Raw genomic sequence first — 25,823 nt, forward strand, 5'->3', positions numbered from 1 at the left:
CCCATGAGCGGTGTCATGAAGCGTATGGGGATGATCTTCCGCGCGAAGGCGAACAAGGCCCTTGACCGGGCCGAGGACCCGCGCGAGACCCTCGATTACTCGTACCAGAAGCAGCTGGAGCTGCTCCAGAAGGTGCGCCGCGGCGTCGCGGATGTGGCGACCAGCCGCAAGCGCCTCGAACTGCAGCTCAACCAGCTCCAGAACCAGTCCTCCAAGCTGGAGGACCAGGGCCGCAAGGCGCTCGCGCTCGGCCGCGAGGACCTGGCCCGCGAGGCCCTGTCCCGCCGGGCCGCCCTCCAGCAGCAGGTCACCGACCTGGAGACGCAGCACCAGACCCTCCAGGGCGAGGAGGAGAAGCTCACCCTCGCGGCCCAGCGGCTCCAGGCCAAGGTCGACGCCTTCCGCACCAAGAAGGAGACCATCAAGGCCACGTACACCGCGGCCCAGGCGCAGACCCGGATCGGGGAGGCCTTCTCGGGCATCTCCGAGGAGATGGGCGACGTCGGCATGGCCATCCAGCGTGCGGAGGACAAGACCGCGCAGCTCCAGGCCCGCGCCGGCGCCATCGACGAACTGCTCGCCTCCGGGGCCCTCGACGACCAGTCCGGCATGGCCAAGGACGACATCCAGGCCGAGCTGGACCGGCTCTCCGGTGGTACGGATGTAGAGCTGGAGCTGCAGCGCATGAAGGCCGAGCTGGCCGGTGGCTCCTCGTCGCAGCAGGCGATCGAGGGCGGCACGGGCCAGTCCCAGTCCTCGTCACAGCAGCCCCAGGACACCCCGCGCTTCGACAAGCAGTAACCACCGGGTCCCAGGCCTGAGGAGGGCGACATGATCGTACGGATCATGGGGGAGGGGCAGGTGAGGCTGGACGACAGCCACCTCACCGAACTGAACAAGCTCGACGACGAGCTGCTCGCGGAAGTGGAGGGCGGCGACGAGGCGGGCTTCCGTCGCACCCTTGCCGCGCTTCTGGACTCCGTCCGCCATCTCGGCGCCCCGCTGCCCGACGACGCGCTCGAACCCTCGGAACTGATCCTCCCGTCCCCGGACGCGACCCTCGAAGAGGTCCGCGAGATGCTGAGCGACGACGGCTTGATCCCCGGCTGACGATCCCCCCGTCCCAGGCCTCTCAGCCCGTCATGGGGGTCCCCCCTGCTCGAGCGAAGCCGAGAGCTTGGGGGAGTTTGAGGACGAGGCCGTCCAGGCCGAACGGGGGTCTGGGGGCGGCAGCCCCCAGGGATGATGGGGGTCCCCCCCTGCTCGAGCGAAGCCGAGAGCTTGGGGGAGGGTAGGGGCGGCGAGGGCGAAGAACCCACACCCCGGTGGCCCCCGTTCCGCCCCCTGCAAGGGCCCCGTACCGTAATCGAAGTGAGCACCCTAGAACGCACGAGGTGCAGACTCCGCGCCCACCCCATGGTCCTGGACGCCGCACTGGCAACCGCTGTGCTGGCCTGCATGATGGCCAGCTCCGTCATCGACCCGCACGGGGAGCAGGGCACGACCTGGGGCGTCCGCACCCCGAACGCCCTCAGCCTCACCTTGATGGTGCTCGGCGCCGCGGCCCTCGTCTTCCGCCGCCGCGCCCCCATGGCGGTCCTCGCCGCGACGGGCGCCCTCTCCGTCCTGGAACTGGTGGCGAGCGACCCCAGGGCCCCGGTGGTGATGTCCGCCGTCGTCGCCCTCTACACCGTCGCGTCGATCAAGGACCGCCCGACCACCTGGCGGGTCGGCCTGCTCACGATGACGGTGCTGACGGCGTGCGCGATGCTCGTCGGCCCGCTGCCCTGGTACGCGCAGGAAAACCTCGCCATCTTCGCCTGGACGGGCATGGCCGCCGCCGCGGGCGACGCCGTCCGCAGCCGCCGCGCCTTCGTGCACGCCATCCGCGAACGCGCCGAGCGCGCGGAACGCACCCGTGAGGAGGAGGCGCGCCGCCGCGTCGCCGAGGAACGGCTGCGCATCGCCCGCGATCTGCACGACGTCGTCGCCCACCACATCGCCCTCGTCAACGTGCAGGCCGGAGTCGCCGCGCACGTCATGGACAAGCGACCCGACCAGGCGAAGGAGGCACTGGCGCACGTCCGCGAGGCCAGCCGCTCGGCGCTCAACGAACTCCGCGCCACCGTGGGCCTGCTGAGGCAGAGCGGCGACCCGGAGGCGCCCACCGAGCCCGCCCCCGGCCTGGCCCGCCTCGACGAACTCGCCGACACCTTCCGCAACGCGGGACTTCCCGTCGAGGTCGCCCGCGCCGACCACGGCACCAGCCTCCCCGCCGCCGTCGATCTGGCCGCGTACCGCGTCATCCAGGAAGCACTCACCAATGTGCGCAAACACGCGGGCCCGGAGGCGAAGGCCGAGGTCAGCGTCGTACGCGTAGGCCCGAACGTGGAAGTGACCGTCCTCGACAACGGACCGGGACACGACGACGGACCGGAAGAGGGCGGTGGGCACGGGCTGCTCGGGATGCGCGAGCGGGTCACCGCGCTCGGCGGCAGCTGCACGACCGGTCCCCGGTACGGAGGCGGCTTCCGGGTCCATGCGATCCTTCCGGTCAAGAACCGCACGCCTGCCCTGGGAGGCTCCGCATGACCATCCGTGTCCTGCTCGTCGACGACCAGGCGCTGTTGCGCAGTGCGTTCCGCGTCCTCGTCGACTCCGAGCCCGACATGGAGGTCGTGGGCGAGGCGTCCGACGGCGCGGAGGCTGTGCGGCTCACCCGGGACACACGCGCCGACGTGGTGCTGATGGACATCCGGATGCCCGGCACCGACGGGCTCGCCGCCACCCGGCTGATCAGCGCCGATCCCGGGCTCACACACGTACGGGTGGTCATGCTGACGACCTTCGAGGTCGATGAGTACGTGGTCCAGTCGCTGCGCGCCGGCGCGTCCGGGTTCCTGGGGAAGGGGGCCGAGCCCGAGGAACTCCTCAACGCCATCCGGATCGCGGCGGGCGGCGAGGCGCTGCTGTCCCCGGCGGCCACCAAGGGCCTGATCGCCAAGTTCCTCGCGCAGGGCACCGGTGCGGACGAGGCGCGGGACCCCGCCCGCGCCGAACGGCTCGACGCGCTCACCGGACGCGAGCGCGAGGTCCTCGTCCAGGTCGCCGGAGGCCACTCCAACGACGAGATCGCCGAACGCCTCGAAGTCAGCCCGCTCACCGTGAAAACACACGTCAACCGCGCCATGGCCAAGCTCGGCGCCCGCGACCGGGCGCAACTCGTCGTCATCGCGTACGAGTCCGGGCTGGTACGTCCAAGGGTGGAATGACAGGTGCCGGACTCGGCAAGGCGAACGCGGTCGAGGGGCACCTCGTACACCCGGGGTGCCCCTCGACCACGTACGAGCAGCGCGCGCGTTACGGCAGCGCCAGCATCCGCTCCAGCGCCAGCTTCGCGAACGCCTCCGTCTCCTTGTCCACCTCGATGCGGTTGACGAGGTTGCCCTCGGCCAGGGACTCCAGGGTCCAGACGAGGTGGGGGAGGTCGATGCGGTTCATGGTCGAGCAGAAGCAGACCGTCTTGTCGAGGAAGACGATCTCCTTGCCCTCGGGAGCGAAACGGTTCGCCAGCCGGCGGACCAGGTTCAGCTCGGTGCCGATGGCCCACTTGGAGCCGGCCGGAGCCGCCTCCAGGGCCTTGATGATGTACTCCGTGGAGCCGACGTAGTCCGCCGCGGCCACGACCTCGTTCTTGCACTCCGGGTGGACGAGGACGTTCACGCCGGGGATGCGCTCCCGGACGTCGTTCACCGAGTCCAGGCTGAAGCGGCCGTGGACCGAGCAGTGACCCCGCCACAGGATCATCTTCGCGTCGCGCAGCTGCTCGGTGGTGAGGCCGCCGTTCGGCTTGTGGGGGTTGTAGAGGACGCAGTCCTCCAGCGTCATCCCCATGTCACGGACGGCGGTGTTGCGGCCCAGGTGCTGGTCGGGGAGGAAGAGGACCTTCTCGCCCTGCTCGAACGCCCACTCCAGGGCCCGCTGGGCGTTGGAGGAGGTGCAGATCGTGCCGCCGTGCTTGCCCGTGAACGCCTTGATGTCCGCGGAGGAGTTCATGTACGAGACGGGCACGACCTGCTCGGCCACCCCGGCCTCGGTCAGCACGTCCCAGCACTCGGCGACCTGCTCGGCCGTCGCCATGTCGGCCATCGAGCAGCCGGCCGCGAGATCGGGCAGGACGACCTTCTGGTCGTCGCTCGTCAGGATGTCCGCGGACTCCGCCATGAAGTGCACGCCGCAGAAGACGATGTACTCGGCCTCGGGGCGCGCGGCCGCGTCGCGGGCCAGCTTGAAGGAGTCACCCGTGACGTCTGCGAACTGGATGACTTCGTCGCGCTGGTAGTGGTGGCCGAGCACGAAGACCTTGTCCCCGAGCTTCTCCTTGGCCGCACGGGCGCGCTCCACCAGGTCCGGGTCGGACGGCGAGGGCAGGTCGCCGGGACACTCGACGCCCCGCTCGCTCCTCGGGTCGGCCTCGCGGCCGAGCAGCAGCAGGGCGAGGGGCGTCGGCTGTACGTCGAGCTCCTGGGTCTGGGCGGTGGTCACGACACGCACCCTTTCTGTTCTGCGGCTCGCCGGACCGCGGGAGCGATCCGGCGGGTCATGCCGGGACAAGCCTTTTCGTCGAAATGACGCTATCTATCATAACCGCTTCACGTCATGTTGACGATGCGCATAGCGTCGATGTGACGTGAATCCCGGGCTGTCGGGCTGTCGGGCTGTCCACAGGGCGCTGTTCGCTCTCCTGCGCATGTGCGAGCATGAAGAGGACAGAAGACAGAACGGAAAGGCAGACTCTCGGCCCGGAATGAATCCGCGGCCCCGGCGGTTGCACCTGTCGGCAAGCAGTCTCCGTACAACCCGGGAGAGAAGCAGATGTCCGTATCGGACGAGACCACTACCGTGAACGACGGCATCATCCTGTCCGACGCCGCCGCCTCCAAGGTCAAGGCCCTGCTCGACCAGGAAGGCCGCGACGATCTGGCGCTGCGCGTCGCCGTTCAGCCCGGCGGCTGCTCCGGCCTGCGGTACCAGCTCTTCTTCGACGAGCGCTCCCTCGACGGCGATGTCGTCAAGGACTTCGGCGGCGTCAAGGTCGTCACCGACCGCATGAGCGCTCCGTACCTGGGCGGCGCGTCCATCGACTTCGTGGACACCATCGAGAAGCAGGGCTTCACGATCGACAACCCGAACGCGACGGGCTCCTGCGCCTGCGGTGACTCCTTCAGCTAAGCCCCCGGCCCCCGGCCGAACACTACGTACGAAGGCGGCGTCCCCCTCCGACAGGGACGCCGCCTTCGCGTATCAGCAGTCGCGGCCGCCTTCGCCATCGCTACCGCGCCTGGGGAGTCTCCGGCGACGCGCCCGGCACCTTCCCCTCCGGGATCGCCCTGCCGTCCGTCCCCACCACCTCGCGGTCGCCGAGTGGCTCGTCCAGGTGCACTGTCTTCTCGTAGAACTTCGCGATCAGGATGCAGTACTTGCCCTTCCACGGCGTCTCGGTCACGGTCACCGTCACCTTGTCCGCGCTCTCGCTCGCCTTCGCCGAGTAGTCCGCGCACACCCCGCCCGTGAAGCTCACGGTCAGATCCTTGCCGTCGGCCGTGTAGCCCTGCACCTCGACGTCCCGGGACGTCGGTGCCGCGGTCGGCTCATCGCTCGGCCCGCTCGGCCGCGGGCTGGGCGTCACCGTGGGTTCCGGTGACGTCAGATATGCCGGTTCGACCGCCGGATGCGTCACGGTGACGTCGGCGTCCGCGCCCGTCGGCCGTACCTCGAACAGCCAGGACGGCACCAGCGTCCGGTGCCCGGCCACGAAGTGCGACGCCAGCCCGAAGGTCGCCTTCTCGACGGCCACCGACTGCCGCTCGGGCACCACCGTCGACGCCGCGCACGGCGTCTCGTCGCGCTCCTTCAGCGGTACGGCGCTGGCGCAGCCGCCGGGCCCCTTGCGCGCGTCGCCCGAAGCCACCCCGGACGCCGACCCGTTCATCAGATCCAGCGTCTCCTGCGCGCCGATCACGGGGTACGTGTCCCCCTTCGCCGGCGTCTTCAACTGGCCGCTGCCGCCCAGCACTTGACCGTCCGCGCCGACCTGGACACCGGTGGTCCAGCCGGAGGTGGGCAGCCCGCCGACCTCCGGGTCGGCGTTCACCAGCCTTATGGCGCCCATGAGTTGGCTCGCGTCCAGCTTCGCGTCGTCCTGGCCCAGCGCCTTCAGGACGGGGGCGGCGGCCTTCTTCGCCGCGGCCTCGCTCACCGCGCGACCACTTGCGGAGCCGGGGGTGCTCGGGGAGCCGGGGGTGCATACGGCGCCCTTGCAGTTGTCGGTCCCGGGCGCGTACCGGCCGAACGTCCAGCTGCCGGGGGCCTGCCGGTTCACCTGCAGGCTCGGCCCGGAGCCGTCCTTGTCGGTACCGACCTTCCAGGTCTCGCCGGTGAGCTTCGGCGTCCCGGTGATGTCGAGGGCCTTCGCGAGGCGGGCCACCTCGGCCGCTGTGACCTTGCCCTCCGCCGCGTAGACGGGCGCCGAGTCCGGGCCGCCGGGCAGCTTGCCGTCGGCGCGGTAGACGGTGCCGTAGGGATTCGGCTCGCCGGGCGCGATGCCGCCCGTACCGCCCGTGTCACCCGTACTGCCGTCCGGGTAGCCCTCGAGGGCGAGCGCCGGGGGAGTGCCGTCGCCGCCGGGGGTCCGGGAGCCGCCGTTTCCCCCGCCGTCGGAAGCGGTCGTGGCGAAGTACGCTCCGCCGCCCCCGACGAGCAGAACCGCGGCCGCGACCGAGGCGACGGCCACCGGGGAATACCGTCGGCGTGGCTTCGCCGTCTCGGCACCCTCCTCGGGGGGGTCGGTCGCTTCGTTGTCGGGTCGCTCGGTGCTCACCGCATCGCTCCTTCGGCTCCGCTGCTGCTGGAGGGTCGTACACCGCATCCCCTATACGGGGGACAGCGATGGGACGCAGCGAGGGAGCGCGCGGTTCCCTGTGGGCGCCGACTCGGACGCCCCTTTCCGGGTCCCGCTCAGTCGCCGTAGTCGGACATCGCGTCCAGGAGGCGGGCGGAGGTGGGAGGCACGGTCACCCCGTGAATGAGCGAAGGGGAAACCGGGAGGGGCGTGACCGGGTCCGGAGCCGCCCAGTGCCGGGCCATCCGGGCGCCGTCGCCACGCAGTGACGCCAGATCGCCATCGAGGTCTTGCGAAGCCGAGCCGTGGACCTTGAGGTTCGTCATACTGGCACCGTAAGCACGGTGGGCGCCATGAAGAAAGATCTACTATCGGGTAGTTTCCACCGCTTCAATGGGCCCGTGTCCACCGGGTAGCGTGAACTGTCAATCCCCTCCCCTCGCAGGAGCGTGTCCTCGCCGTGCGTATCGCAGTCACCGGCTCCATCGCCACCGACCACCTCATGACCTTCCCCGGCCGGTTCGCCGACCAGCTCGTCGCGGACCAGTTGCACACGGTCTCGCTGTCCTTCCTGGTCGACAACCTCGACGTACGCCGGGGCGGAGTCGGCGCGAACATCGCCTTCGGCATGGGGCAGCTCGGCACCGCGCCGATCCTGGTCGGGGCCGCGGGCGCCGACTTCGACGAGTACCGGGCGTGGCTGGACCGCCACGGCGTCGACACCGGCTCCGTGCGCATCTCCGAGGTGCTGCACACCGCCCGCTTCGTGTGCACCACGGACGCCGACCACAACCAGATCGGCTCCTTCTACACGGGCGCGATGAGCGAGGCCCGCCTGATCGAGCTCAAGGCCGTGGCGGACCGGGTCGGCGGGCTCGACCTCGTCCTCATCGGCGCGGACGACCCCGAGGCGATGCTGCGCCACACCGAGGAGTGCCGGTCCCGCCAGATCCCCTTCGCGGCCGACTTCTCGCAGCAGATCGCCCGAATGGGTGGCGACGAGATCCGGATACTGCTGGACGGGGCGACCTACCTCTTCTCGAACGAGTACGAGAAGGGGCTCATCGAGTCCAAGACCGGCTGGAGCGACGCCGAGATCCTCTCCAAGGTCGGCCACCGGGTGACCACCCTCGGCGCGCAGGGCGTGCGCATCGAGCGGGACGGCGAGGACCCGATCGAGGTCGGCTGCCCCGAGGAGGAGCGCAAGGCCGACCCGACGGGCGTCGGCGACGCGTTCCGCGCGGGCTTCCTGTCCGGGCTGGCCTGGGGCGTCTCCCTGGAGCGCGCCGCCCAGGTCGGCTGCATGCTCGCCACGCTGGTCATCGAGACGGTCGGCACCCAGGAGTACCAGCTGCGCCGGGTCCACTTCATGGAGCGCTTCACCAAGGCGTACGGCGACGAAGCGGCGGCGGAGGTCCAGGCCTACCTGGCCTGACCGGGACACTCGGCCCAGCCAGGCCCTGTCGGCCTAGGCCACCCGGCGGACCACATACACCGAGCCGTGGTCCGTCGGCTCCTCCCCGATGTACTCCTGCCCGCGCATCTCGCACCACGCCGGAATGTCCAGCCGGGCCGCCTCGTCGTCCGAGAGAACGCGGACGAGGCCGCCCACGGGCACATCACCGATGACCTTGGCCAGCTCGATCACCGGGATCGGGCACCGCTTGCCGAGGGCGTCCACGACGAGGGCGTCGTCCCGTACGGTCGCCGCGGGCGCCGGCGCCCCCAGCTTCTCCCGTACCGCCGAGACCGCGACCGGCAGCACCGACAGGAAACGGTCGACATCCTCGGACGGCGTACCCGGCGGCAGCGACACCCGGACGTTGCCCTCGGTCAGCACACCCATCGCCTTCAGGACATGGCTGGGGGTCAGCGTGCTGCTCGTACAGGAGGAGCCGGAGGAGACCGAGAAGCCCGCGCGGTCGAGTTCGTGCAGCAGTGTCTCTCCGTCGACATAGAGACAGGAGAAGGTGACGATCCCCGGCAGCCGCCGCTCCGCGTCGCCGACCACCTCCACGTCCGACACCAGCTGCGGGACCCGTACCCGGATCCGGTCCGTCAGTTCCCGCAGCCGTACCTCCTCCGCGGCCGCCTCCGCGCGTACGGCGCGCAGCGAGGCCGCCGCCGCCACGACGGCGGGGATGTTCTCGAAGCCGGCCGCCCGGCCCGACTCCCGCTCGTCCACCGGCCCGTGGGGCGCGAACCGCACCCCCTTGCGCACGACCAGCAGCCCGACCCCCGAAGGCCCGCCCCATTTATGGGCGCTCGCCGTCAGCAAGGACCAGTCGCCCTCGACGCGCCCCCAGCCCAGCGACTGCGCCGCGTCCACCAGCAGCGGCACCCCCGCCGCCCGGCACGCCTGAGCGACCGCCGCCACCGGCTGCTGGGTGCCCACCTCGTGGTTGGCGGACTGGAGACAGGCGAGCGCGGTGTCGGGGCGCAGGGCGGTGGCGTACGAGGAAGGGGACACCATGCCCGTACGGTCGACCGGGACCTGGGTCACCGTGCCGCCCGCCGCCTCGTGAACGTCTGCTGCATGGAGCACCGACGAGTGTTCGACGGCTGACACGATCAGGTGAGGTCCAACGCGTCGGCGGCCCGCGAGGGCGCCCTCGATCCCGGAGTGGACCGCCCGGGTACCGGACGAGGTGAACGCCAGTTCGTCGGGGCGGCAGCCCACCGCGTCGGCTGCCGCCTCGCGCGCCGCGTCGAGCAGCAACCGGGCCCGCCTCCCCTCGCGGTAGAGCCGGGCGGGGTCGGCCCACCCCTCGTCGAGCGAGGCCTGCAGGGCCTGTCGGGCCACGGGGTGCAGCGGAGCCGCGGACGCGGCGTCGAAGTAGGACACGTCACCACGCTAACTCCTGCTCCGGAGGGGGTGTCAGAAGGCGTCCGGAGCGGGGCATTCCGGGGGTCCAAGGGCGCTCATCAGAACAAACAGCACTCCTTCGGGGAGTCGGACGGCGCGTTGGGCACCCTCCCCGCGCGACCCCAAATAGCGTCCAGTAGGGTTTGGTCCGCATAAACATCCAAACCCCTGCCCGTGTGCCAGGGCGGCGAGCGACCAGCGAGTAGGCCGTAGCCAACCAGCGCGGGCGAGACTCTCGGGAAGGCGCTACGTGAGTCCCAACGGCTCCGACCTCCCCCGCTGCCTGAAGGGCGCGGGCGGTACCCCCACGCCGCGGCGCCCGATGCGGCGGAAGCTGCTGCAGGCACTGACTGCGGGCCTGGTCCTGGCGACCGCCACCGGTTGCACATACAAGGACTTCCCCCGCCTTGGTATGCCCACCCCGACCACGGAAGAGGCTCCGCGGATCCTCTCCCTCTGGCAGGGCTCGTGGGCGGCCGCGCTCGCCACGGGCGTGCTGGTCTGGGGCCTGATCCTGTGGAGCGTCATCTTCCACCGGCGCAGCCGCACCAAGGTCGAAGTCCCTCCGCAGACCCGGTACAACATGCCCATCGAGGCGTTGTACACCGTGGTCCCGCTCATCATCGTCTCGGTGCTGTTCTACTTCACCGCCCGCGACGAGACGAAGCTCCTCAGCCTCGACAAGAAGCCCGACGTCACGGTCAACGTGGTCGGCTTCCAGTGGAGCTGGGGCTTCAACTACATCGAGGACGTCCCCGGTTCCACCGGGAACGCCCAGACCGACAAGAACCTGGCCGCCATTCCGGACCGGTTCAAGAAGGACTTCCCGGCGAACGCCGGCGGTGTCTACGACGTCGGCACGCCCAGCACGCGGAATCCGCAGACGGGCAACCCCGGTCCGACCCTCTGGCTCCCCGAGGGCAAGACGGTCCGCTTCGTCCTCACTTCACGTGACGTCATCCACTCCTTCTGGGTGGTGCCGTTCCTGATGAAGCAGGACGTCATTCCGGGGCACACCAACTCCTTCCAGGTGACCCCCAACAAGGAGGGCACCTTCCTGGGCAAGTGCGCCGAGCTGTGCGGCGTCGACCACTCCCGGATGCTCTTCAACGTGAAGGTCGTCTCCCCCGAGCGCTACGAGGCTCACCTCAAGGAGCTCGCGGCGAAGGGACAGACCGGTTACGTCCCGGCCGGCATTGAGCAGACGGGCCACGAGAAGAACCGGGAGACGAACAACCTGTGAGCATCCTCAACGAACCTCAGGGTGCCGGGGCAGCTGAAGACTCGTACGAGAACGAGCTGCCGGTACGGCGCAAGCAGCCCGGCAACGTCGTGATCAAGTGGCTCACCACCACCGACCACAAGACGATCGGCACGCTGTATCTGGTCACGTCGTTCGCGTTCTTCTGCATCGGCGGCGTCATGGCGCTGTTCATGCGCGCCGAACTGGCCCGTCCCGGCACGCAGATCATGTCGAACGAGCAGTTCAACCAGGCGTTCACGATGCACGGCACGATCATGCTGCTGATGTTCGCGACGCCGCTGTTCGCGGGTTTCACGAACTGGATCATGCCGCTGCAGATCGGCGCGCCCGACGTGGCGTTCCCGCGGCTGAACATGTTCGCCTACTGGCTCTACCTGTTCGGCTCGCTCATCGCGGTCGGCGGCTTCCTCACCCCGCAGGGTGCGGCCGACTTCGGCTGGTTCGCCTACAGCCCGCTGTCGGACGCGGTCCGCTCGCCGGGCGTCGGCGCCGACATGTGGATCATGGGTCTGGCCCTCTCCGGCTTCGGCACGATCCTCGGTGCGGTCAACTTCATCACCACGATCATCTGCATGCGCGCTCCCGGTATGACGATGTTCCGCATGCCGATCTTCGTGTGGAACGTGCTGCTCACCGCGGTCCTGGTGCTGCTGGCGTTCCCGGTACTGGCCGCCGCGCTGTTCGCCCTGGAGGCGGACCGTAAATTCGGTGCCCATATCTTCGATGCCGCAAACGGCGGAGCATTGCTCTGGCAACACCTCTTCTGGTTCTTCGGCCATCCAGAGGTGTACATCATCGCTCTACCATTCTTCGGAATCATTTCCGAGGTCATCCCGGTGTTCTCCCGCAAGCCGATGTTCGGCTACATGGGTCTCATCGGCGCCACCATCGCCATTGCCGGTCTGTCCGTGACCGTGTGGGCGCACCACATGTACGTCACCGGTGGCGTGCTACTCCCGTTCTTCTCCTTCATGACGTTCCTCATCGCCGTGCCGACAGGCGTGAAGTTCTTCAACTGGATCGGAACGATGTGGAAGGGCTCGTTGTCCTTCGAGACACCGATGCTCTGGGCGGTCGGATTCCTGATCACCTTCACCTTCGGTGGTCTGACCGGTGTCATCCTGGCCTCGCCGCCGATGGACTTCCACGTCTCGGACTCGTACTTCGTGGTGGCGCACTTCCACTACGTGATCTTCGGCACGGTCGTGTTCGCGATGTTCTCCGGCTTCCACTTCTGGTGGCCGAAGTTCACCGGCAAGATGCTCGACGAGCGGCTCGGCAAGATCACCTTCTGGACGCTGTTCGTGGGCTTCCACGGTACGTTCCTGGTGCAGCACTGGCTGGGTGTCGAGGGCATGCCGCGTCGCTACGCGGACTACCTCGCCGCCGACGGCTTCACCGCGCTGAACACGATCTCGACGATCAGCTCGTTCCTGCTCGGCCTGTCGATCCTGCCGTTCTTCTACAACGTGTGGAAGACCGCCAAGTACGGCAAGAAGGTCGAGGTCGACGACCCGTGGGGTTACGGTCGTTCGCTCGAGTGGGCCACGTCCTGCCCGCCGCCGCGGCACAACTTCCTCACCCTGCCCCGGATCCGTTCCGAATCCCCGGCCTTCGATCTGCATCACCCGGAGATCGCCGCTCTCGACCAGCTTGAGAACCACGGTCACGGTGGCAAGGCCCTCGCTGGTGGCAAGGAGGCCGGCAAGTGAAGGTCCAAGGCAAGATGTTCCTCTGGCTCGCCGCCTTCATCCTCGTCATGGCGATCGTCTATGGCGTGTGGTCGAAGGAGCCGGCCGGCACCACCGCGCTCTTCCTGGCCTTCGGCCTGAGCGTGATGATCGGCTACTACCTGGCCTTCACGGCCCGGCGTGTCGACGCGCTCGCGCAGGACGACAAGGAGGCCGACGTCGCGGACGAGGCCGGCGAGGTGGGCTTCTTCAGCCCGCACAGCTGGCAGCCGCTCTCGCTCGGCGTCGGTTGCGCGCTCGGCTTCATGGGCGTCGTCTTCGGCTGGTGGCTGCTGTACTTCTCGCTGCCGCTCTTCCTGATCGGCCTGTGGGGCTGGGTCTTCGAGTACTACCACGGTGACAACCGCACGCAGTAGTACGCGGCCCTGTAGCACGCGCTGAACGCCCGGGAACCCGGACACTCCGTAAGGAGGGTCCGGGTTCCCTCGTTCGGCGCACATCCCGTCCCTCGCACGGCTCACTCGCCGCGCCGTAACCGACGGGGGTTCATAGCGTGAAACCATGAACCACTCCCCGCGAATCCGTACGGTCGTCAGCTGCGCCACGCTGGTGGTCGCCTTCGGCGCGGCCGCCACCGCCTGCGGCTCTGACGGCCATCCCCTTTCGGCCAGGCCGTACGACGCGGCGGGTCACATCTCCTTCACCGGCCCCGACGAGAGCCAGAAGGTCGACCCCGACAAGCCCCTGGAGATCACCGCCACGGGTGACGACGGGCGCATCACCGATGTGACGGCCACCGACACGTCGGGGCGGTACGTGGCGGGCGAGCTCTCCGCCGACGGCAGCCGCTGGCACAGCACCTCACCGCTGGCCGCGGGCGCCCACTACACGGTGCGGGTGAGCACGGAGGACGCGGACGGCGCCACCGGCCGCCAGATCATCGTCTTCGACACCAGCACGCCCAAGGCGAAGAAGGCCCTCGGTGTGACCTTCGGGCCCGAGGCGGGCGAATACGGCGTCGGCCAGCCTGTCACCGCCGTACTCAGCGCCCCCATCAAGGACAAAGCCGCCCGCGCGGTCGTGGAGGGCGCCCTCAGGATCGACTCGGAGCCCGCCGTGGAGGGCGCCTGGCACTGGGTCGACGACAAGACGCTGCACTACCGCCCCAAGGAGTACTGGCCCACCCGGGCCACCATCCAGGCGCACAGCAACCTGAAGGGCCTCAAGGTCACCGAACGCCTCTGGGGCGGCGAGTCGAAGCCCCTGCAGCTCACCACCGGCAACCGCCTCATCGCCGTCACGGACGCCGCCGCGCACTCCATGACGGTCTACGAGAACGACCAGGTGATCAAGCAGATCCCGGTCACCACCGGCAAGCCCGGTTTCGAGACCCGCAACGGCGTCAAGGTGGTGCTCGGCAAGGAGTACTTCGTACGCATGCGCGGGACCAGCATCGGTATCGCGGAGGGCACTTCGGACTCGTACGACCTGCCCGTGTACTACGCGACCCGCGTGACCTGGAGCGGCGAGTACGTGCACGCGGCGCCCTGGTCGGTCGGCCAGCAGGGGTTGGCGAACGTCAGCCACGGCTGCACCGGGATGAGTACCGCCAACGCCAAGTGGTTCTTCGAGCACGTGCGCGAGGGCGACATCGTGAAGGTCGAGAACTCCAAGGGCAAGATCATGGACCTGTTCGGCAACGGCTTCGGCGACTGGAACCTCGACTGGCAGAACTGGCTCAGCGGCAGCGCCCTGATGGAGCGAGGCCCTGAGAGCCCGTCCGCGGCGGACAGTGCCCGGCTGCGCCCCGAGCCGGTGTGAAGCGGGGGGCGCGGGGAGCGCCCCCTCAGGGACGCGGAGCTGTGACACGTGCGGCTCCGCCGCGTGGGCGCGACAAGCCCCCACGACCCGCGGGCGCGCAACGCACCCGCCGCCTCGAGCCCTCACGCGCCCAAGAGGGCCTTACGCCGCAACAGAGAGGCCAGGGCGGACGCGAACTCGACCGGGTCCACCGGCAGCGTCACGGCGGCATCCGCACGGCTCCACGTGGCCAGCCAGGCATCCTGCGGGCGCCCCATGAGCACAAGGACGGGCGGGCAGTTGAAGATCTCGTCCTTGAGCTGCCGACAGACACCCATTCCGCCCATCGGGACGGCCTCGCCGTCCAGCACGCAGACGTCGATCCCGCCCTTGTCCATCTCCGTCAGGACCGCCGCGTGCGTGGCGCACTCGATGAACTCGACGGCGGGGACGTCCGGAGCCGGCCGGCGCCCGGTGGCGAGCCGCACCTGCTCCCGGGTGTGGGAGTTGTCGCTGTAGACCAGCACCGTGGCGGTCGGCTGCATTGTTCCTCCACGCATCTAAGAAGCACAGCTTTGGTCGGGAACTCCGGGTACCGATGGCGCGGATGCTACCCCTTCAAACACGTCGTCAACACCGGTTCGGACAGGGCTTCGATGGGCCATACGGGCTGGACACACCCCACGAACACCCCGAACGGCACCCCCGGGCGTGAGGGCGGGATAAGCGACCGACATAATGTCGGTCGTGGCGACAGCAACGACAGTAGAAACCGGGCACGCGCACCCGTCGGTCAATCGACCGAACCTCACCAGCGTCGGAACCATCATCTGGCTGAGTTCCGAGCTGATGTTCTTCGCGGCCCTCTTCGCGATGTACTTCACCCTGCGATCGGTGACCGGGCCGGAACACTGGAAGGAGATGGCGGACCATCTCAACTTCCCGTTCTCGGCGACGAACACCACGATCCTGGTGCTCTCCTCCCTGACCTGCCAGCTCGGCGTATTCGCCGCCGAGCGCGGGGACGTGAAGAAGCTCCGGATGTGGTTCATCGTCACCTTCGTGATGGGTGCGATCTTCATCGGCGGTCAGGTCTTCGAGTACACCGAACTGGTCAAGAAGGACGGGCTCTCGCTCTCCTCCGACCCGTACGGCTCGGTGTTCTACCTGACCACCGGCTTCCACGGCCTGCACGTGACGGGCGGGCTCATCGCCTTCCTGTTTGTCCTCGGCCGCACCTACGCGGCCAAGAGGTTCACTCACGAGCAGGCGACCGCCGCCATCGTCGTGTCCTACTACTGGCACTTCGTCGATGTCGTCTGGATCGGCCTCTTCGCCACGATCTACATGATCAAGTAATCGGGCCCACCGCCCGAAACATCCAGAAGCATCGACGCAGAAGATCCTGACACCGGGGTAATCCGTGAAAAAGCTCTCCGCACGACGACGCCATCCGCTGGCGGCGGTCGTCGTCCTACTCCTCGCGCTGGCGGCCACCGGGGGGCTGTACGCCGCGTTCGCACCCGCGAGCAAGGCGCAGGCCGATGAAACCGCCCAGTCCCTAGCCATCGACGAGGGCAAGAAGCTCTACGCCGTCGGCTGCGCAAGCTGCCACGGAACCGGCGGTCAGGGGTCCTCCGACGGGCCGAGCCTGGTGGGTGTGGGCGCCGCGGCGGTCGACTTCCAGGTCGGCACCGGCCGTATGCCGGCCCAGCAGCCGGGCGTGCAGGTCCCGAAGAAGAAGGTCATCTACTCGCAGGCCGAGATCGACCAGCTCGCGGCGTTCATCGCCTCGCTCGGTGCCGGTCCCACGATCCCGACCGAGAGCCAGGTCAGCCCCGAGGGCGCGGACATCGCCAAGGGCGGCGAACTCTTCCGCACCAACTGCGCGCAGTGCCACAACTTCACCGGCAAGGGTGGCGCGCTCACGGACGGCAAGTTCGCGCCGAGCCTTGAGGGTGTCGACCCGAAGCACATCTACGAGGCCATGCAGACCGGCCCGCAGAACATGCCGTCCTTCCCCGACACCACGCTGACGGAGAAGAACAAGAAGGACATCATCGCGTACCTCGACGCGGTCAACAGTGACGACACCGTGGAGCCCGGTGGCCTGAGCCTGGGTGGCCTCGGGCCGGTCAGTGAAGGCCTGTTCAGCTGGATCTTCGGTCTGGGCACCCTGGTCGCCGTCGCCGTCTGGGTCGCCGCTCGGACCGCAAAGGCCAAGAAGTCATGAGTAGCCAAGACAATCCCCAAGAGAACCTGCCCGCTGAGCAGGCCGACGAGCACGGTCACGGCGCGGTAGCCGTCACGGACGAGACGAACCCGTTCGCGGACCCGGGCCTGCCGCCCCATGAGCACCGCATCCAGGACATCGACGAGCGGGCCGCCAAGCGGTCCGAGCGTGTCGTCGCCTTCCTGTTCACGGTGTCCATGCTGGCCACGGTCGGCTTCATCGCCTCGTACGTGGCGATCCCGGCCGACAAGTCGATCTACGTCTTCCCGATCGGCCACATCAGCGCGATGAACTTCGCGCTGGGCACGACCCTCGGCGTGGCGCTCTTCGCGATCGGCGCGGGCGCGGTCCACTGGGCCCGCACCCTGATGTCCGACGTGGAGATTGCTGACGAGCGTCATCCGATCGAGGCGCCGGAGGAGGTCAGGACCAAGGTCCTGGCCGACTTCAAGCAGGGCGCCAAGGAGTCCGCGCTCGGCCGGCGCAAGCTGATCCGCAACACGATGTTCGGCGCGCTGGCCCTGTTCCCGCTCTCCGGCGTCGTGCTGCTGCGCGACCTCGGCCCGCTGCCCGGGACCACGCTGCGGCACACGATGTGGCGCAAGGGACTGCAGCTCGTCAACATGAACACGAACGAGCCGCTGCGTCCCTCGGACGTCGCCGTCGGTTCGCTCACCTTCGTCAAGCCCGAGGGCCTGGAAGAGCACGACGAGGACTTCCAGAAGGAGATCGCGAAGGCGGCCGTGATGATCGTCCGGATCCAGCCGGACAACATCAAGGACAAGCAGGAACTCGCGTGGGGCTACGAGGGAATCGTGGCCTACTCGAAGATCTGCACCCACGTCGGTTGCCCGATCTCCCTGTACGAGCAGCAGACGCACCACGTCCTGTGCCCGTGCCACCAGTCCACCTTCGACCTCTCCGACGGGGCCCGAGTGATCTTCGGCCCGGCCGGTCACGCCCTGCCGCAGCTGCGCATCGGTGTGAACGAAGAGGGCTACCTCGAGGCGCTCGGCGACTTCGATGAGCCCGTCGGTCCTGCCTTCTGGGAGCGCGGATGAGCACTACGCCCAACCCCGACGACGCGCGTTCTTCGCGCGACAAGGCGCCCGCCGGTGAGCGGGTCGCCGACTGGGCCGACGGCCGCCTGGGGATCTACTCCCTGGCCAAGGCCAACATGCGCAAGATCTTCCCCGACCACTGGTCGTTCATGCTGGGTGAGGTCTGCCTCTACACCTTCATCATCATCATCCTCACGGGTGTGTATCTGACGCTGTTCTTCCACCCGTCGATGAACGAGGTGGAGTACCACGGCAGCTACGTCCCGCTGCAGGGTCAGCTGATGTCCGAGGCGTTCAACTCGACCATGCACATCTCCTTCGATGTGCGCGGTGGTCTGCTGATCCGGCAGATCCACCACTGGGCGGCGCTGATCTTCCTCGCCGGCATGTTCGTGCACATGATGCGCGTGTTCTTCACGGGTGCGTTCCGCAAGCCCCGTGAGGTCAACTGGCTGTTCGGCTTCCTGCTGTTCGTCCTGGGCATGTTCACCGGCTTCACCGGTTACTCACTCCCGGACGACCTGCTCTCCGGCACCGGTGTCCGCTTCATGGAGGGCGCGGTCCTGTCCGTGCCGATCGTGGGCACGTACCTCTCGTTCTTCATGTTCGGCGGCGAGTTCCCGGGCGGCGACTTCGTGGCCCGTTTCTTCTCGGTGCACGTCCTGCTGCTGCCGGGCATCATGCTCGGCCTGGTGGTCGCCCACCTGATCCTGGTCTTCTACCACAAGCACACGCAGTTCGCGGGTCCCGGAAAGAGCAACAAGAACGTCGTCGGCATGCCGCTGCTGCCGGTCTACATGGCCAAGGCCGGAGGCTTCTTCTTCCTGGTCTTCGGTGTCATCGCGGTCATCGCGGCGATCGCCTCGATCAACCCGATCTGGACCATGGGCCCCTACCGTCCGGACCAGGTGTCCACCGGCGCGCAGCCCGACTGGTACATGGGCTTCTCCGAGGGCCTGATCCGTGTCATGCCGGGCTGGGAGATCAACTTCTGGGGTCACACGCTCGTCCTGGGTGTGTTCATCCCGCTGATGGTCTTCCCGCTGGTCCTGGTCGCGATCGCGGTCTACCCGTTCATCGAGTCCTGGGTCACCGGCGACAAGCGCGAGCACCACATCCTGGACCGCCCGCGCAACGTCCCGACCCGGACCGCGTTCGGTGCGGCCTGGATCAGCTGGTACTTCGTCCTGCTCGTCGTTGGTGGAAACGACATCTGGGCGACGCACTTCCATCTGTCGATCAACTCGATCACCTGGTTCTCGCGCATCGGATTCTTTGTGGTGCCGGTGCTGGTGTTCCTCGCCACCAAGCGGATCTGCCTCGGCCTCCAGCGCCGCGACAGGGACAAGGTGCTGCACGGCCGCGAGTCGGGCATCATCAAGCGCCTGCCGCACGGTGAGTTCATCGAGGTGCACGAGCCGCTCGGCCCGGAAGCGCTGCACACGCTCACCGCGCACGAGCAGTACCGGCCCGCCGAGATCGGCCCGACGGTCGACGAGAACGGTGTCGAGCGCAAGGTGAAGGGCACGCAGAGGCTGCGCGCCAAGCTCAGCAAGGGCTTCTACGGGGAGAACAACCAGATCCCCAAGCCCACGGTCGAGGAGTACGAGGAGATCACGAGCGGCCACGGCCACCACTGATCCCCTGACCGATCCTCATCGATCACCACGATCGCCACGGCAAGAGCCCTCGTCCATTGCATGGACGGGGGCTCTTTGCCGCCTCCGGGCCTGGATAGGGTGTTCTCATCTACAGGTGTCCCTGTCCAGGACGGACGGGACGGACCCAGGAGCGGCTTATGAGCGCTGTGAACCCCGCTGGAGGCAATACCGCGGCGGGCCGTTCCTGGCCCGAGGTACTGAACGGACTGCTCGACGGCCGTGACCAGAGCGCGGACAACACGGCCTGGGCGATGGACCGCATCATGCGCGGCGAGGCGACGGACGCGCAGATCGCCGGTTTCGTGGTGGCGCTGCGGGCCAAGGGCGAGACGGTCGAGGAGATCTCCGGTCTGGTCCGGGCGATGTACGACCACGCGAACGTGATCGAGGTGCCGGGGGAGACCGTCGACATCGTCGGCACGGGTGGCGACGGCGCGAAGACCGTCAACATCTCCACGATGTCGGCGATCGTGGTGGCAGGAACGGGTGCCAAGGTCGTCAAGCACGGCAACCGGGCCGCGTCCTCGGCGTCCGGTGCCTCGGACGTCCTGGAGAAGCTCGGCGTCAATCTGGAGCTGCCGCTGAAGCGGGTGGCCGAGGTGGCCGAGGAGGCCGGGATCACCTTCTGCTTCGCGGTCAAGTTCCACCCGGCGCTGCGTCATGTGGCGGCGGCGCGGGGGCAGTTGGGGATCCGGACGGTCTTCAACGCCCTCGGCCCGCTGACGAACCCGGCGCGCGTACGGGCGCAGGCGGTCGGCGTCGCGGATCCGCGCATGGCGCCGATCGTGGCCGGCGTGTTCGCCGAGCGCGGCAACTCCTCGCTGGTCTTCCGCGGTGACGACGGCCTGGACGAGCTGACCACCACGTCGACGTCGAAGGTGTGGGTCGTCCGTGACGGCAAGGTCCAGGAGGAGCGCTTCGACCCCCGTGACGTCGGCCTCGACCTCGTCCCCGTGGAGGCCCTGCGGGGCGCTGACGCCTCGTACAACGCCGATGTCGCCCGTCGGCTGCTGAACGGTGAGACGGGGCCCGTGCGGGACGCTGTGCTGCTGAACTCGGCGGCGGCGCTGGTCGCCCTCTCGCCGGGCGAGGCGCCGCTTGCGGAGCAGCTGCGCGTCGGGATGGCGAAGGCGGCGGAGGCGATCGATTCCGGGGCGGCGAAGGCGGCGCTGGAGCGGTGGGTGGCGGCCAGCAACGCGTAGCGCCCGCGGCGGCGGGGGGTGGGGTTTGTTCGCCCCCGCCGCCCCTACCCTCCCCCAAGCTCTCGGCTTCGCTCGAGCAGGGGGATCCCCATCCTCCTTGGGGGCTCCGCCCCGTCCCGGTATCCGGACATGGGGGTTGCGCCCGGGAGGGCGTGTGGCAAGATGCTGCGCAGGTCATGAGCGACAGCCATCAGGCCCCGGCCGGCTGTCCGGCAACCCTCCGTCCGTGGCGGGGTGCCCCGGGTGAAGACCAGGCCGTAGGCAGCGAGGTCTACGGCAAGCGCGGACCCCTCGCACTCTTTGAGTGGACACCAGGGGTCCTGGTCGTTCGAGGGAGCCCTCTGTGAGCAAGCGAATGCGATAGGGCTCGAGCCCCGCCTCCGCGTACCCCTTTTTCGCCTTTTCCTGTGCTGTGGACGCCCCGCCCGGGCTGTCCGGCACAGCGATTCCGCCTGCCTCTCACAGGAGCTCGCCATGTCTGTCTCCGTCATTGCCGCCGACCAGTCCGTTTGTGCCCCGCTGCCCGTTCTGGGGCGGGATGTCACCGTCCCGCTGGTCACCGGCGGCGAGGTCACCTACGCCGCGCTCGACTACGCCGCCAGCGCTCCGGCCCTGCAGCGGGTGTGGGACGACGTGGCCGCGTACGCCCCGTACTACGGCAGCGTGCACCGCGGCGCCGGATACCTGTCCCAGCTGTCCACCGACCTCTTCGAGAACGCCCGCACGACCGTCGCGGAGTTCCTGGACTGCCGGGAGGGCGATCAGGTCGTCTTCACCCGGTCGACCACCGACTCGCTCAACCTGCTGGCCGCCACCCTTCCGGCCGACTGCCAGGTCTTCGTCTTCGAGACCGAGCACCACGCCTCGCTGCTGCCGTGGAAGGACGCGCGGGTGACGTACCTCGACGCGCCCCGCACCCCGCGGCAGGCCGTGGCCACCCTGGAGGGTGCCCTCGCCGACCGCGACCCCCACGGTCCGGCCCTCGTCTGTGTGACCGGCGCCTCGAACGTCACCGGTGAGCTGTGGCCCGTGCGTGAGCTCGCCGCCGCGGCGCACGCGCACGGCGCCCGGATCGTCCTCGACGCCGCCCAGCTCGCTCCGCACCACCCCGTGTCGGTACGGGACCTCGACGTCGACTGGGTCGCCTTCTCCGGGCACAAGCTGTACGCGCCGTTCGGCTCCGGCGTCCTCGCGGGCCGCTCCGACTGGCTGCGTGAGGCCGAGCCGTACCTCGCCGGTGGCGGCGCCAGCCGCAAGGTCACGCGGCGTACGGACGGCGGGGTGGATGTGGAGTGGCACGAGAGCGCGGCCCGGCACGAGGCCGGCTCACCGAACGTCATCGGCGCCTACTCGATCGCCTCCGCCTGCAAGGCGCTCACCGAGGCGGGCTTCGACACGCTCGTCGCCCGTGAGCAGCAGCTCATCGCGGCCGTCCGCGCGGGGCTCGCCGAGGTTCCCGAGGTGCGTGTCCTGTCCCTCTTCGGTGACGACGCCCCGCGGGTCGGCGTCATCTCCTTCGTCGTGGAGGGCTGGAACAGCTCGCACTTCGCGGCGGCGCTCTCCGCGGAGTACGGCATCGGGGTGCGCGACGGACTCTTCTGCGCCCATCCGCTGGTGCGCACGCTCCTCGGCAGCGACCCGGGGACCCAGGGGGAGTGCGGCGCGCCCGAGGCCGCGCCGGGGGAGAAGTCCCTCAACGCGATCCGTGTCAGCTTCGGGGCGGGTACGCCCGATGAGCACGTGGAGCGTTTCGTACGGGCCGTGAGGGAGTTGGTCCGGGACGGTGCGAAGTGGAACTACCGCACGGAAGACGGCCGTTGCGTGCCCGCCGTTTGAGGTGACCGCGGGTGGTTGGGGGGCTTGGGTGGTGAGTTCGCCCCCGCCGCCCCTACCCTCCCCCAAGCTCTCGACTTCGCTCGAGCAGGGGGGACCCCCATCATCCCCGAGGGCTCCGCCCCCGGACCCCCCGGCGGTGGTTCTTTTGCTGCGGGACGGTGGGGGCTCGGCGCGCAGTTCCCCGCGCCCCTGGGTGTCTCAGCCCGTCCGGCGTTTGAGGACGAGGCCGTTCAGGCCGAACGGGGGTCTGGGGGCGGAGCCCCCAGGTAGGGATGGGACGGGTAGGGGCGGTGGGGGCGAGGAACCTAACCGTCCAGCCCGATCGCGAACGCCGCCTCCAGGTCGTGCTGGGAGTACGTGCGGAACGCGACGTGCGTGTCCGTCGCCTCGACGCCGGGAATCTTGCTGATCTTGCCGGGGATGACGTCGGCGAGATCGTCGTGAGCCTTCACCCGGACCATGGCGATCAGATCGTAGGTACCGGTGACGGAGAAGACCTCGCTGACACTGTCCAGCGCGGCGATCGACTCGGCGATCTCGGGGATCCGGTCCACGCTGGTCTTGATGAGCACGATCGCGGTGATCACGGCTGGTTTTCTCCCTCGGGGGCCGCGGCTGGGGTTTTCACTCTAGTCGCACGCCCGTAGCGCACCCACGCGTAGCCGAAGCCCAGGGAGAAGCCCACCAGGTGCGCCAGGTACGCCACCCCCGGGCCCTGGGCCGCCTGGCCCGCCGCCAGCCACTGCAGGGTCACCCAGAAGGGCAGTACGACCCAGGCGGGGAAGCGCAGCGGCAGGAAGAAGAGGAACGGGAAGAGACTGGTCACCCGGGCCCTGGGGAACAGGTACAGGAACGCGCCGAGGACCGCGGAGATCGCCCCCGAGGCACCGACCAGACTCTGCTCGGAGTCGGAATGGGCGATCGCGTAGCCCAGCAGGGCGAGGTAGCCGCAGCCCACGTAGAAGAGGGCGAACTCGAAGTGGCCCATGCGTTCCTCGGCCATCGCTCCGAAGACGTAGAAGAAGAGCATGTTCCCCAGGAGGTGGAGCCAGCTGCCGTGGATGAACAGGGCTGTCGCGGGGGTGAGCGCGGCGTTCGGGATTCCGCTGAGGAGTTCGGCGGGCACCACGCCCCAGCGCCGGAAATAGGTTCGCTGGGCGACCAGCAGTTCGTCCCCTGTGCCGTACGTCGGATTGAATCCCGAAGCCGGGCCGATCAGGAAGATCAGGCAGCACACGACGATCAGCCCGTACGTCACCGGCGCGGACTGACCCCGCGCCGCCCTGCCGACCGTCGTACTCCACTTGCTGATCATGCAACAGAGCATGACGTAACAGGACCTATGCGCACAGAGTGCCTCGCCGCTGTGGACGGCCGAGCGTCGAGTACCCGCCAGGCCGTAGGGTTACGAGCCACACGCACCAGGGAGACTGGCGCTGGACGGACACTAGAAGGAAAGCGACTGCCACATGACGGTTCCCCTGCCGACCGCCGAGACTCGCTGGCGCTGCACGCTCTGCGGCAACCTCACGCGATTCGACGTGACCCGCTCGTCCAAGGTCGTCGAGTATGTGCACCTCGACCTGGCTGGTGAGCCGAACGTCGAGGAGCGCAAGGTGGTCAGTGAGACCATCGAGTCGGTGCGTTGCCGCTGGTGCAATGCGGTGGATCAGGTGGAACTGGTGGACAGGCCGGGCGCCGGCTCCTGAGGGAGCGGGCCCCGCACAGACATTGGGGTGACGGATGGCGGAGACCACAGGCGGGGAGCCGGACGACGGCGCCGCTGAGGTGCTCGACCGTCCGCTGCCCGACGGCGTGCGACGTCGTGTCGTACAGATCGTGTCGGACGGGTTCGGTGGGTTGACCGTCGCCGAACTGCCTGCCCCTTTGCGGCAGTACGCCCGGTTCACCCCGAGTCGGCGGGCGAAGTTCGCCGGCAATGCCATGGCGACGGCGCTGGAGAGCGAACCGCTGTTCAGGCAGCGCATCGCCGAGAAGCTGAGAGAGGCCCAGCCGGAGCTCGTCGGTGCTCTCGACTCGGGTGCGCCGCCCCCTGCCGCGGATCCGCTGGACGTGGCGGCCGCGGCCTATGTGCTGCGCCCCATGGGCTGGGTGAAGCTGGTCACCGCGGCGGGCGAGGAGGCCCTGCGCGCGGACGCGGAGCGCGCCGACGAGGAGAGCCGCGCCGAGCTGGAGCGGCTGCGCGCGGAGCTCGCTGCGGCGCGGGGGCAGACCAAGGCCGAAACCGAACGGCTGCGTACGGAGCTGGAGTCGGCGCGCAAGGAAGCCGAATCGCTTCACCGCAAGCTGCGCGGCGCGCTCAGCGACGTCAAGCGGGGGGAGGCGGCCGTACGCAAGCTGCAGGGCGAGATGGACACCGTACGGGCGGAGGGGCAGGCCCAGGTGTCCACCGCCGAGAGCGAGACCCGGCGGCTCAAGGCGCGGCTCGCCGAGGCCGAGGCGGCCCTGGAGGCCACCCGCAAGGCGGCGCGCGAGGGGCGCAGTGTCGAGGACATGCGGGTACGGCTGCTGCTCGACACCGTGCTGGACGCCGCCCAGGGGCTGCGGCGTGAACTCGCCCTGCCGCCCGTGTCGGTGCGGCCCGCCGAGACCGTGGATGCGGTCGAACCGGGACGAATGACACCGAAGGACATCGCCGCCCGCGCGCTGTCCGAAAACGATCCCGCGATCCTCGACCAGTTGCTCGCGCTGCCGCAGGCCCATCTGGTCGTCGACGGTTACAACGTCACCAAGACCGGTTATCCGCAGATGCCGCTGGAGAAGCAGCGGCTGAGGCTGCTCGGGCAGCTCTCGCAGCTCGCCGCGCAGACCGGCGCCGAGGTCACCTGTGTCTTCGACGGGGCCGAGCTGGCCGCGCCGGTGCTGCTCGCGCCGCCGCGCGGGGTGCGGGTGCTGTTCTCCAAGCCGGGTGTCACGGCGGACGAGTTGATCCGTCAGCTGGTGCGTGCCGAGCCGCCGGGGCGGCCGGTCATCGTCGCCTCCACCGACCGCGAGGTGGCCGACGGGATCGCCAAGGCGGGTGCCCGGCCGGTGGCTTCGGCGGTCCTTCTCAAGCGCTTTTCGCGGGGCTAGCCCAGCGCATTTCGTGGGCTGGTCCAGCGCTTCTCGCGCGGCCGGCGACGGAGTCGGCGATCTGTCACCTACGCCCCATAGGGAACGTAAATCCCATGCGCAACTTCCGGGCGTGATGCCCGAATTCGCGAGATCTTCACGCGACGTAGCGTCAATCTCGTATCACTGCATGTGAGTTGTGTGTAAAGAATGCGCTGCGTGACAAACATTTTTGT

The 25,823-nt window shown here is 68.9% G+C and carries 25 protein-coding genes and 1 riboswitch; of the genes, 18 read left to right on the plus strand and 7 right to left on the minus strand.

Going from position 1 to position 25,823, the window contains the following annotated elements; all coding sequences use genetic code 11:
• The first annotated feature begins 3 nt into the window (after nt 1–3).
• From ACX28W_RS08220 to ACX28W_RS08235, 4 genes are all read left to right on the plus strand, one after another.
• Complete coding sequence (locus tag ACX28W_RS08220) at nt 4–801, plus strand: PspA/IM30 family protein (protein ID WP_458998082.1); 798 nt, start codon at nt 4–6, stop codon at nt 799–801.
• A 30-nt stretch (nt 802–831) separates the two neighbouring features.
• A complete protein-coding gene (gene pspAA / locus ACX28W_RS08225) occupies nt 832–1,110 on the plus strand; it encodes a PspA-associated protein PspAA (protein ID WP_458998083.1) in 279 nt (92 codons plus the stop codon).
• Nucleotides 1,111–1,371: 261 nt separating this feature from the next.
• Nucleotides 1,372–2,592: a sensor histidine kinase gene (locus ACX28W_RS08230; protein WP_458998084.1), complete on the plus strand. Its 1,221-nt coding sequence runs from the start codon at nt 1,372–1,374 to the stop codon at nt 2,590–2,592.
• On the plus strand, nt 2,589–3,272 hold the full coding sequence (locus tag ACX28W_RS08235; protein ID WP_458998085.1) for a response regulator: 684 nt from the start codon (nt 2,589–2,591) through the stop codon (nt 3,270–3,272). Before ACX28W_RS08230 ends, ACX28W_RS08235 begins: the two co-directional genes overlap by 4 nt.
• A gap of 88 nt (nt 3,273–3,360) precedes the next feature.
• Here the strand turns inward: ACX28W_RS08235 and nadA are convergent, their stop codons facing one another.
• Complete coding sequence (gene nadA, locus ACX28W_RS08240; protein WP_458998086.1) at nt 3,361–4,545, minus strand: quinolinate synthase NadA; 1,185 nt, start codon at nt 4,543–4,545, stop codon at nt 3,361–3,363.
• A gap of 330 nt (nt 4,546–4,875) precedes the next feature.
• Here nadA and ACX28W_RS08245 point away from each other — a divergent pair, with 330 nt between their 5' ends.
• Nucleotides 4,876–5,232: a HesB/IscA family protein gene (locus ACX28W_RS08245; protein ID WP_458998087.1), complete on the plus strand. Its 357-nt coding sequence runs from the start codon at nt 4,876–4,878 to the stop codon at nt 5,230–5,232.
• A 100-nt stretch (nt 5,233–5,332) separates the two neighbouring features.
• Here the strand turns inward: ACX28W_RS08245 and ACX28W_RS08250 are convergent, their stop codons facing one another.
• Together ACX28W_RS08250 and ACX28W_RS08255 are read right to left on the minus strand one after the other, a co-directional pair.
• Nucleotides 5,333–6,880 carry a hypothetical protein gene (locus ACX28W_RS08250; protein ID WP_458998088.1) on the minus strand — a complete coding sequence of 516 codons (1,548 nt, stop codon included), beginning with the start codon at nt 6,878–6,880 and terminating at the stop codon, nt 5,333–5,335.
• A gap of 137 nt (nt 6,881–7,017) precedes the next feature.
• Nucleotides 7,018–7,227 carry a hypothetical protein gene (locus tag ACX28W_RS08255; RefSeq protein WP_458998089.1) on the minus strand — a complete coding sequence of 70 codons (210 nt, stop codon included), beginning with the start codon at nt 7,225–7,227 and terminating at the stop codon, nt 7,018–7,020.
• A 134-nt stretch (nt 7,228–7,361) separates the two neighbouring features.
• Here ACX28W_RS08255 and ACX28W_RS08260 point away from each other — a divergent pair, with 134 nt between their 5' ends.
• Nucleotides 7,362–8,336, plus strand: a complete 975-nt coding sequence (locus tag ACX28W_RS08260; RefSeq protein ID WP_458998090.1) for a carbohydrate kinase family protein — start codon at nt 7,362–7,364, stop codon at nt 8,334–8,336.
• 33 nt (nt 8,337–8,369) lie between these two features.
• On the opposite strand, the gene ACX28W_RS08265 is transcribed toward ACX28W_RS08260, so the two are convergent.
• The gene (locus ACX28W_RS08265; protein WP_458998091.1) at nt 8,370–9,746 is read right to left on the minus strand and encodes an aminotransferase class V-fold PLP-dependent enzyme; all 1,377 of its coding nucleotides are present in this window, start codon (nt 9,744–9,746) and stop codon (nt 8,370–8,372) included.
• Between the two features lie 271 nt (nt 9,747–10,017).
• On the opposite strand from ACX28W_RS08265, the gene ctaC reads away from it, so the two are divergent.
• From ctaC to ACX28W_RS08285, 4 genes are all read left to right on the plus strand, one after another.
• Nucleotides 10,018–11,010, plus strand: coding sequence for an aa3-type cytochrome oxidase subunit II (gene ctaC, locus ACX28W_RS08270; protein ID WP_458998092.1), 993 nt, complete (start codon nt 10,018–10,020; stop codon nt 11,008–11,010).
• A complete protein-coding gene (gene ctaD, locus ACX28W_RS08275) occupies nt 11,007–12,743 on the plus strand; it encodes an aa3-type cytochrome oxidase subunit I (RefSeq protein ID WP_458998093.1) in 1,737 nt (578 codons plus the stop codon). The genes ctaC and ctaD overlap by 4 nt, the downstream gene beginning before the upstream one ends.
• Nucleotides 12,740–13,138 (plus strand): cytochrome c oxidase subunit 4, encoded by a 399-nt coding sequence (locus ACX28W_RS08280; protein ID WP_458998094.1) that lies wholly within the window; start codon nt 12,740–12,742, stop codon nt 13,136–13,138. The genes ctaD and ACX28W_RS08280 overlap by 4 nt, the downstream gene beginning before the upstream one ends.
• Nucleotides 13,139–13,283: 145 nt before the next feature.
• On the plus strand, nt 13,284–14,543 hold the full coding sequence (locus tag ACX28W_RS08285) for a L,D-transpeptidase (RefSeq protein ID WP_458998095.1): 1,260 nt from the start codon (nt 13,284–13,286) through the stop codon (nt 14,541–14,543).
• Nucleotides 14,544–14,665: 122 nt separating this feature from the next.
• Here the strand turns inward: ACX28W_RS08285 and ACX28W_RS08290 are convergent, their stop codons facing one another.
• Nucleotides 14,666–15,067 carry a response regulator gene (locus tag ACX28W_RS08290; protein ID WP_458998096.1) on the minus strand — a complete coding sequence of 134 codons (402 nt, stop codon included), beginning with the start codon at nt 15,065–15,067 and terminating at the stop codon, nt 14,666–14,668.
• Between the two features lie 193 nt (nt 15,068–15,260).
• Between ACX28W_RS08290 and ctaE the strand changes: the two genes are divergently transcribed.
• The 6 genes from ctaE to ACX28W_RS08320 all read left to right on the plus strand — a co-directional run bounded on the left by ctaE (nt 15,261) and on the right by ACX28W_RS08320 (nt 22,515).
• Complete coding sequence (gene ctaE / locus ACX28W_RS08295) at nt 15,261–15,881, plus strand: aa3-type cytochrome oxidase subunit III (RefSeq protein WP_458998097.1); 621 nt, start codon at nt 15,261–15,263, stop codon at nt 15,879–15,881.
• 64 nt (nt 15,882–15,945) lie between these two features.
• On the plus strand, nt 15,946–16,755 hold the full coding sequence (qcrC, locus tag ACX28W_RS08300) for a cytochrome bc1 complex diheme cytochrome c subunit (RefSeq protein ID WP_458998098.1): 810 nt from the start codon (nt 15,946–15,948) through the stop codon (nt 16,753–16,755).
• Entirely contained in the window at nt 16,752–17,816 is a 1,065-nt protein-coding gene (qcrA, locus tag ACX28W_RS08305) for a cytochrome bc1 complex Rieske iron-sulfur subunit (protein ID WP_458998099.1), read from the plus strand. Before qcrC ends, qcrA begins: the two co-directional genes overlap by 4 nt.
• Nucleotides 17,813–19,456 carry a cytochrome bc1 complex cytochrome b subunit gene (qcrB, locus tag ACX28W_RS08310; RefSeq protein ID WP_458998100.1) on the plus strand — a complete coding sequence of 548 codons (1,644 nt, stop codon included), beginning with the start codon at nt 17,813–17,815 and terminating at the stop codon, nt 19,454–19,456. Before qcrA ends, qcrB begins: the two co-directional genes overlap by 4 nt.
• A gap of 158 nt (nt 19,457–19,614) precedes the next feature.
• Nucleotides 19,615–20,679, plus strand: a complete 1,065-nt coding sequence (trpD, locus tag ACX28W_RS08315; RefSeq protein WP_362066979.1) for an anthranilate phosphoribosyltransferase — start codon at nt 19,615–19,617, stop codon at nt 20,677–20,679.
• A gap of 172 nt (nt 20,680–20,851) precedes the next feature.
• A riboswitch (SAM riboswitch) is annotated at nt 20,852–20,968 on the plus strand.
• Nucleotides 20,969–21,153: 185 nt separating this feature from the next.
• Complete coding sequence (locus ACX28W_RS08320) at nt 21,154–22,515, plus strand: aminotransferase class V-fold PLP-dependent enzyme (protein WP_458998101.1); 1,362 nt, start codon at nt 21,154–21,156, stop codon at nt 22,513–22,515.
• A gap of 305 nt (nt 22,516–22,820) precedes the next feature.
• Here the strand turns inward: ACX28W_RS08320 and ACX28W_RS08325 are convergent, their stop codons facing one another.
• Both ACX28W_RS08325 and ACX28W_RS08330 read right to left on the minus strand, forming a co-directional pair.
• Nucleotides 22,821–23,102: an Lrp/AsnC family transcriptional regulator gene (locus ACX28W_RS08325; protein ID WP_362066975.1), complete on the minus strand. Its 282-nt coding sequence runs from the start codon at nt 23,100–23,102 to the stop codon at nt 22,821–22,823.
• A complete protein-coding gene (locus ACX28W_RS08330) occupies nt 23,099–23,830 on the minus strand; it encodes a rhomboid family intramembrane serine protease (protein WP_458998102.1) in 732 nt (243 codons plus the stop codon). The genes ACX28W_RS08325 and ACX28W_RS08330 overlap by 4 nt, the downstream gene beginning before the upstream one ends.
• 154 nt (nt 23,831–23,984) lie before the next feature.
• On the opposite strand from ACX28W_RS08330, the gene ACX28W_RS08335 reads away from it, so the two are divergent.
• Both ACX28W_RS08335 and ACX28W_RS08340 read left to right on the plus strand, forming a co-directional pair.
• On the plus strand, nt 23,985–24,224 hold the full coding sequence (locus ACX28W_RS08335; protein ID WP_054231545.1) for a hypothetical protein: 240 nt from the start codon (nt 23,985–23,987) through the stop codon (nt 24,222–24,224).
• Between the two features lie 34 nt (nt 24,225–24,258).
• Nucleotides 24,259–25,608: an NYN domain-containing protein gene (locus ACX28W_RS08340; RefSeq protein ID WP_458998103.1), complete on the plus strand. Its 1,350-nt coding sequence runs from the start codon at nt 24,259–24,261 to the stop codon at nt 25,606–25,608.
• Nucleotides 25,609–25,823 lie beyond the last annotated feature (215 nt).

The sequence above is a fragment of the Streptomyces sp. SD15 genome (genome assembly GCF_054462255.1).

Coding starts and splice junctions, on each gene's coding strand:
- ACX28W_RS08220 (WP_458998082.1), top strand. CDS start 4: ATGAGCGGTGTCATGAAGCGTATGGGGATGATCTTCCGCGCGAAGGCG.
- pspAA (WP_458998083.1), top strand. CDS start 832: ATGATCGTACGGATCATGGGGGAGGGGCAGGTGAGGCTGGACGACAGC.
- ACX28W_RS08235 (WP_458998085.1), top strand. CDS start 2,589: ATGACCATCCGTGTCCTGCTCGTCGACGACCAGGCGCTGTTGCGCAGT.
- ACX28W_RS08245 (WP_458998087.1), top strand. CDS start 4,876: ATGTCCGTATCGGACGAGACCACTACCGTGAACGACGGCATCATCCTG.
- ACX28W_RS08255 (WP_458998089.1), bottom strand. CDS start 7,227: ATGACGAACCTCAAGGTCCACGGCTCGGCTTCGCAAGACCTCGATGGC.
- ACX28W_RS08285 (WP_458998095.1), top strand. CDS start 13,284: ATGAACCACTCCCCGCGAATCCGTACGGTCGTCAGCTGCGCCACGCTG.
- ACX28W_RS08290 (WP_458998096.1), bottom strand. CDS start 15,067: ATGCAGCCGACCGCCACGGTGCTGGTCTACAGCGACAACTCCCACACC.
- ctaE (WP_458998097.1), top strand. CDS start 15,261: ATGTCGGTCGTGGCGACAGCAACGACAGTAGAAACCGGGCACGCGCAC.
- qcrA (WP_458998099.1), top strand. CDS start 16,752: ATGAGTAGCCAAGACAATCCCCAAGAGAACCTGCCCGCTGAGCAGGCC.
- qcrB (WP_458998100.1), top strand. CDS start 17,813: ATGAGCACTACGCCCAACCCCGACGACGCGCGTTCTTCGCGCGACAAG.
- trpD (WP_362066979.1), top strand. CDS start 19,615: ATGAGCGCTGTGAACCCCGCTGGAGGCAATACCGCGGCGGGCCGTTCC.
- ACX28W_RS08320 (WP_458998101.1), top strand. CDS start 21,154: ATGTCTGTCTCCGTCATTGCCGCCGACCAGTCCGTTTGTGCCCCGCTG.
- ACX28W_RS08330 (WP_458998102.1), bottom strand. CDS start 23,830: ATGATCAGCAAGTGGAGTACGACGGTCGGCAGGGCGGCGCGGGGTCAG.
- ACX28W_RS08335 (WP_054231545.1), top strand. CDS start 23,985: ATGACGGTTCCCCTGCCGACCGCCGAGACTCGCTGGCGCTGCACGCTC.
- ACX28W_RS08340 (WP_458998103.1), top strand. CDS start 24,259: ATGGCGGAGACCACAGGCGGGGAGCCGGACGACGGCGCCGCTGAGGTG.